Genomic DNA, 5,921 nt, shown 5'->3' with positions numbered 1-5,921 from the left:
CGCGCACGGTGTCGATCAGGGCGGCGAAGCCGGTCGGGCTCAGGTGGAGGCGGAAGTCGGTGGCGGAGCCGAACGCGGTCTTGGCGTCGCGCAGTTCGACCGCGTCGGCGCGCTGGGCCACCTCGACGCAGTTGGCGTCCGGGTTGCTGTAGGACGACTTGCGGAAGTCGTTGCGGGAGAAGGGGGTGGTCATCGGCGGGGACTCCTTACGGTGTTGGGTGCTTACCGAACTCGGTGATCATCCCCCGCAGGAACTTCCGGGACTCCTCGAAGCCCAAGGCGGCGGTGGTCAACCGAGTCCAGGCTGTGTCGTAGGCGTCCAGCGCCTTCTTGTCGTCCAGGAACCGGAACTCTCCCGGACCCTCGGTGTAGGCGACCTCCAGCGAGCCTGCCACCCCGGTCGACGGGATGCGCAGCAGGGTGAAGTGGTTGCTGATCGCGGTCCGGCGGCCCACGGGCCGGTCGAACGGGAACACCTGGATCATCATGTGCTCCCGCTGGGACAGCTCGATCAGGTGCTCCAACTGCGTGATCATCACCGGTCGGTCGCACCACACCCGGCGCAGGCACGATTCCGACAAGACGAAGTGCGCGCTGGGCGGTGAGTCCTTGAGGAAGATGCTCTGACGGTCGATCCGCGCCTGGATGCGGTCCTCCAACGTGAGGCCGTCAACGTCCGGCACGCTCATGTACAGCGCCCGAACGTAGTCCTCGCACTGCAAGAGACCCGGCATGACTTCGACCTCGAACTCGCGGATGCGGTCCGCGTGCATCTCCGTGTCGACGCGCAGCCGCAGTTCCTCGCCGTAGGCGCGGCGGTAGCCGGTGGTCCAGAAGCCCCGCTTGTGGCTGTCCTTGCGCATCGCGAACAGCGTCTCGTGGTAGTCGGTGTCGCGAAAACCAAGTTGGGTCGCCAACCGCTCCAAGTCGCCGACGGACACCGTGGCCTGCCCGGAGAGGATCTGGCCCATCCGCGACCGGCTGGTGCTCAGGATGGCCGCCAGGTCGGCCGGGGCCTTGCCCGCCGTCTCCATCATGTGCGCGATCTCGCGGCCGAGGATCATCTTCTTCGCTGTCCGAACCGTGGTCATGCCGAGTGGCGCCCTTCTCGTGTCGACGACAGTTGACGGTCGAGCGCGCTCCCGGCAGAGCTGGTCGGCTTCCGATCCGCTTCCGCTGCCCACCGAGAGTATCGCGCAAGACCACCCGATCAGTCTCGGGCTACGGGTTGCATTGCAACTCCGCTAATCCCATACTCAACACCGCGAAGTGAGCAAGTGCAAGGTTACACGCCGTACCCAATCGAGCGAAAAGGCCCACCATGACCGCCTCCACCGCCGACCGCGCGCCGAGCCGCGACGACACCGTGCGCGCCAAGACCCTGCGCGGCCTGATCCTGGCCCGCAGGCTCGACGCGACCCGCCTGCGGCGCGGGTTCACCACCCGGCAGTTGGCCTCGGCGATGTCGATGTCGCCCGCGATGGTCAACCGGATCATGACCGGCCGCCGCGTGCCCACCGCCCTGGAGATCGGCGGCCTCTGCGCCCTCCTGGACATCGCACCCCAGCAGCGCCAGGTCCTCTACGCCCTGCGGGCCACCGCCGAGCACATCGACTGGATCATCCGCCACCCGATCGAGGGACGCGAGGTCCTGCACGACCTGGAAGCCATGGCCACCACCATCACCACGCACGACCCGAACCTGATCCCCGGCCCGCTGCGCACCGCCGCCTACCGGGACGCGATCGGCCTCGCCCCGGACGTCGACCGCGCCGAGGCCGGAGCAGCCGAGACCGGGGCAACCGACCGGCAGGCCCACTTCTTCCTCCCCGCACGGGTCCTGGACAACCGCGACCTGCCGCGCGAGGTCCTGCGCGAGCAACTGCGGCACCTGATCGGTCACCGGGCGCACCTCCGCGTCCTGCCTCGCACGGTCCCGCACCCCGGCTTCCGCCTCTTCCACATCGAGAACTTCTCCCCGGTCGTCCACATTGAACACCAGACGACCAGTGTGGTGCTGGAGCACCCCGCTTCCACCGTTGCCACCCGGGACCTGGTTGCGCACCTGCACCAACTTGCCCACCCGGAGCGGAAAACCGCCGAGATCCTGCACGGCCTGCTGGACGCCATGGGGCGGTGAACCGCACGCGGGGGCGACAACCGGTGGTTGTCCGCCCACGCGTGTCGCTTGTTTGACGGTCCCGCGCGGGCTCGGCTGCAATGGGCGCTCCTCGTCGAACCCCTTGCGCCGCCTGGAGGTGCCGGTTGTCCTCCTTCGTCCACCTGCACGTGCACACCGAGTACTCGATGCTCGACGGGGCGGCGAAGGTCGGGCCGCTGTTCGACGAGGCGGCCCGGTTGGGGATGCCCGCCGTGGGCATGACCGACCACGGGAACCTGTACGGGGCCGACGAGTTCCACCAGGCGGCGAAGCGAGTGGGCATCAAGCCGATCATCGGGATCGAGGCCTACCTGGCGCCGGAGAGCAGGCACCACAAGAAGCCGGTGTTCTGGGGCGCGCGGGGTGCCGCGCGCGGGGACGTCTCCGGTGGCGGCGCGTACACGCACCTGACCATGCTCGCGGAAAACGCCACCGGTTTGCGCAACCTGTTCCGGTTGTCCTCACTCGCCAGCATGGAGGGGTACTACCGCAAACCCCGGATGGACCGGGAACTGCTCTCCGCGCACGCGTCGGGCATCCTGGCCACCACCGGCTGCCCGTCCGGCGAGGTGCAGACCCGGCTGCGGCTCGGCCAACCCGCCGAGGCGCTGCGGGCCGCCGCCGATTACCGGGACATCTTCGGACCGGACAACTTCTTCCTGGAACTGATGGACCACGGGCTGACCATCGAACGCGAGGTGCGCGACGGGCTGCTGGGCATCGGCGCCAAGCTGGGGCTGCGCCCGCTGGCCACCAACGACTCGCACTACGTGACCAAGGAGCAGGCCGAGGCGCACGCGGCGCTGCTGTGCGTGCAGGCGGGCAAGACCCTCGACGACCCCAACCGGTTCCGGTTCGACGGCGACGGCTACTTCCTCAAGTCCGCCGCCGAGATGCGCGCCTACTGGGACACCGAGGTCCCCGGCGCCGCCGACAACACCCTGCTCGTCGCCGAGCGGGTGCAGTCCTACGCCGAGGTGTGGGAGCACCGGGACCGGATGCCGGTGTACCCGGCGCCCGAGGGGTACGACGTGGCGTCCTGGTTCCGCGCGGAGGTGCTGCGCGGCCTGGACCGGCGGCTGCCGGACGGGGTGCCCGAGGAGTACACCGCGCGGGCCGAGTTCGAGGTCGACATCATCGTGGCCAAGGGGTTCCCCGCCTACTTCCTGATCACCGCCGACCTGATGGACCACGCCCGCGCGGTGGGCATCCGCGTCGGCCCCGGGCGCGGGTCGGCGGCGGGGTCGCTGGTGGCCTACGCCATGGGCATCACCAACCTCGACCCCCTCGCGCACGGCCTGCTGTTCGAGCGGTTCCTCAACCCCGAGCGCGTCTCCATGCCCGACATCGACATGGACTTCGACGACCGCCGCCGGGGCGAGATGGTCCGCTACGCCACCGAGCGCTACGGCGCCGACCGGGTCGCCCAGGTGATCACCTTCGGCCGGATCAAGACCAAGGCGGCGATCAAGGACGCCGCCCGGGTCCACTTCGGGCAACCCGGGTACGCGATCGCCGACCGCGTCTCCAAGGCGCTGCCGCCGCCGGTCGCGGCCAAGGACATCCCGCTCAGCGGCATCACCGACCCCGGGCACGAGCGCTACGCCGAGGCCGCCGAGGTCCGCTCGCTGATCGAGTCCGACCGCGACGCGGGCACCCTGTTCCGCACCGCCCTCGGCCTGGAGGGGTTGATCCGCAACGCCGGGGTGCACGCGTGCGCGGTCATCATGTCCGCCGAACCGCTGCTCGACGTGATCCCGCTGTGGCGCCGCGACGACGGCGCCGTCATCACCGGCTGGGACTACCCGTCCTGCGAGGCGATCGGCCTGCTCAAGATGGACTTCCTGGGCCTGCGCAACCTGACGGTCATCGGCGACGCCATCGACAACATCGCCGCCAACCGGGGCGAAACCGTCGACCTCGACACCCTGGGCACCGACGACCCCGCCACCTACGACCTGCTGGCCCGGGGTGACAGCCTGGGCGTGTTCCAGCTCGACGGCGGGGCCATGCGCGACCTGCTGCGCCGCATGGGCCCCACCGGTTTCGCCGACATCATCGCCGTCAACGCCCTCTATCGGCCGGGCCCCATGGCGATGAACACCCACAACAACTACGCCGACCGCAAGAACGGCCGCCAGGCGGTCGAACCGATCCACCGCGAACTGGCTGAGCCGCTGCACGACATCCTCGCCGAGACCCACGGCCTGGTCGTCTACCAGGAACAGATCATGCAGATCGCGCAACGGGTCGCGGGCTTCTCCATGGGCCGCGCCGACGTGCTGCGCCGGGCCATGGGCAAGAAGAAGAAAGACGTCCTGGAAGAGGAGTTCGCCGGTTTCCGCGACGGGATGCTGGCCAACGGGTTCTCCGACGAGGCCGTGCGGGCCCTGTGGGACACGATCCTGCCGTTCGCGGGCTACGCGTTCAACAAGTCGCACGCTGCCGGCTACGCGCTGGTCGGCTACTGGACCGCCTACCTCAAGGCCAACCACCAGCCGGAATACATGGCCGCGCTGCTCACCTCGGTCTCGGACAACAAGGACAAGTCCGCCGTCTACCTCGCCGAGTGCCGGGCGCTGGGGATCAAGGTGCTGCCACCGGACGTGAACGAGTCCTCGCTGCGCTTCGCGGCGGTCGGGGCGGACATCCGCTTCGGCCTGGGCGCGGTCCGCAACGTGGGCGCCAACGTGGTCGAGTCGATCATCGCCACCCGGGCTGCCAAAGGGCCGTACACCTCCTTCGCCGACTTCGTGGCCAAGTCGGAACTGGTCTGCTGCAACAAGCGGGTCGTCGAGTCGCTGATCAAGGCGGGCGCGTTCGACTCGCTCGGCCACCACCGGCGCGCGCTGTTCGACGTGCACGAAGAGGCGGTGGACGCCGTGGTCGGGCTCAAGCGCAGGCAGGCCCTGGGGCAGTTCGACCTGTTCGGCGGGGACGACGCCCCCGCGGACACGGGGGCCTCACCGCTGGCGCACCTGCGGTTCGACGCGGAGGAGTGGCCGCGCAAGCACCTGCTGGCGTTGGAGCGGGAGATGCTGGGCCTGTACGTCTCCGCGCACCCGTTGGACGGGGCCGACCGCATCCTGCGCAAGCACGCGCCCAGGTCGATCGGTGCGGTGCTGGCCAACCCGCCGCACGAGGGGGAACTGGTGATCGCCGGGATGATCTCGGCGCTGGAGCGCCGGGTGAACAAGAAGGGGGAGACCTGGGCCATCGCGGTGGTGGAAGACCTCGACGCGTCGATCGAAGTGCTGTTCTTCCCCAAGAGCTACACCGTGCTGGCCGCTGACCTGGTGCAGGACGCTGCGGTGGTGGTCAAGGGACGGGTGAACCGGCGGGAGGACAAGCTGTCGGTGTTCGGCTCCGACCTGGCGCCGCTGGACGTCAGCAGCGCCGAGGCCGGGGTGGTCGAGGCGCCGCTCCTGCTGGAGATGACCACGGCGGAGGTCGAGCCGGACGGGGTGTCGGAACTGCGCTCGGCGCTGGCCGCCCACCGGGGGAGCACGCCGGTGCGCATCGTGCTGTGCGGCGGGAACCGGCGGATCACGCTGGCGGTCGAGGACTACCCGGTGGCGGTCACGGCCGCGCTCCTCGGTGAGCTGCGTTCGCTCCCGGGGGTTCGCGTTGCGCTGTGACGGTTTCTTCGCGCTGGGGGGGTGCCCGGGTGGGTGGATGTGCTCGGCTTTCGAGCCCGGGGTTTGTTGGTGGTGCCCGGGTGGGTGGATGTGTTTGGCCGGGGCCCCTATGGCGATCATGT

Annotated in this window: 4 protein-coding genes; 2 read left to right on the top strand and 2 right to left on the bottom strand. The window is 69.6% G+C overall.

Annotation, left to right across the window (positions count from 1 at the left end):
• Both UO65_RS16720 and UO65_RS16715 read right to left on the bottom strand, forming a co-directional pair.
• On the bottom strand, positions 1-193 hold a 193-nt coding region (locus UO65_RS16720; protein WP_035283529.1), incomplete at its 3' end, for a DUF397 domain-containing protein.
• A gap of 13 nt (positions 194-206) precedes the next feature.
• The gene (locus UO65_RS16715; protein WP_035283527.1) at positions 207-1,091 is read right to left on the bottom strand and encodes a helix-turn-helix domain-containing protein; all 885 of its coding nucleotides are present in this window, start codon (positions 1,089-1,091) and stop codon (positions 207-209) included.
• Positions 1,092-1,321: 230 nt separating this feature from the next.
• On the opposite strand from UO65_RS16715, the gene UO65_RS33400 reads away from it, so the two are divergent.
• Both UO65_RS33400 and dnaE read left to right on the top strand, forming a co-directional pair.
• On the top strand, positions 1,322-2,140 hold the full coding sequence (locus UO65_RS33400; protein ID WP_052021266.1) for a helix-turn-helix domain-containing protein: 819 nt from the start codon (positions 1,322-1,324) through the stop codon (positions 2,138-2,140).
• A gap of 125 nt (positions 2,141-2,265) precedes the next feature.
• Entirely contained in the window at positions 2,266-5,799 is a 3,534-nt protein-coding gene (gene dnaE / locus UO65_RS16705; RefSeq protein WP_035283525.1) for a DNA polymerase III subunit alpha, read from the top strand.
• Positions 5,800-5,921: the final 122 nt, after the last annotated feature.

It is taken from the genome of Actinokineospora spheciospongiae (genome assembly GCF_000564855.1).
In the GTDB taxonomy this organism is placed as follows: Bacteria; Actinomycetota; Actinomycetes; order Mycobacteriales; family Pseudonocardiaceae; genus Actinokineospora; species Actinokineospora spheciospongiae.
Note: the sequence above shows the minus strand (reverse complement) of the source record. Positions and strands in the feature narration are given on the sequence as shown.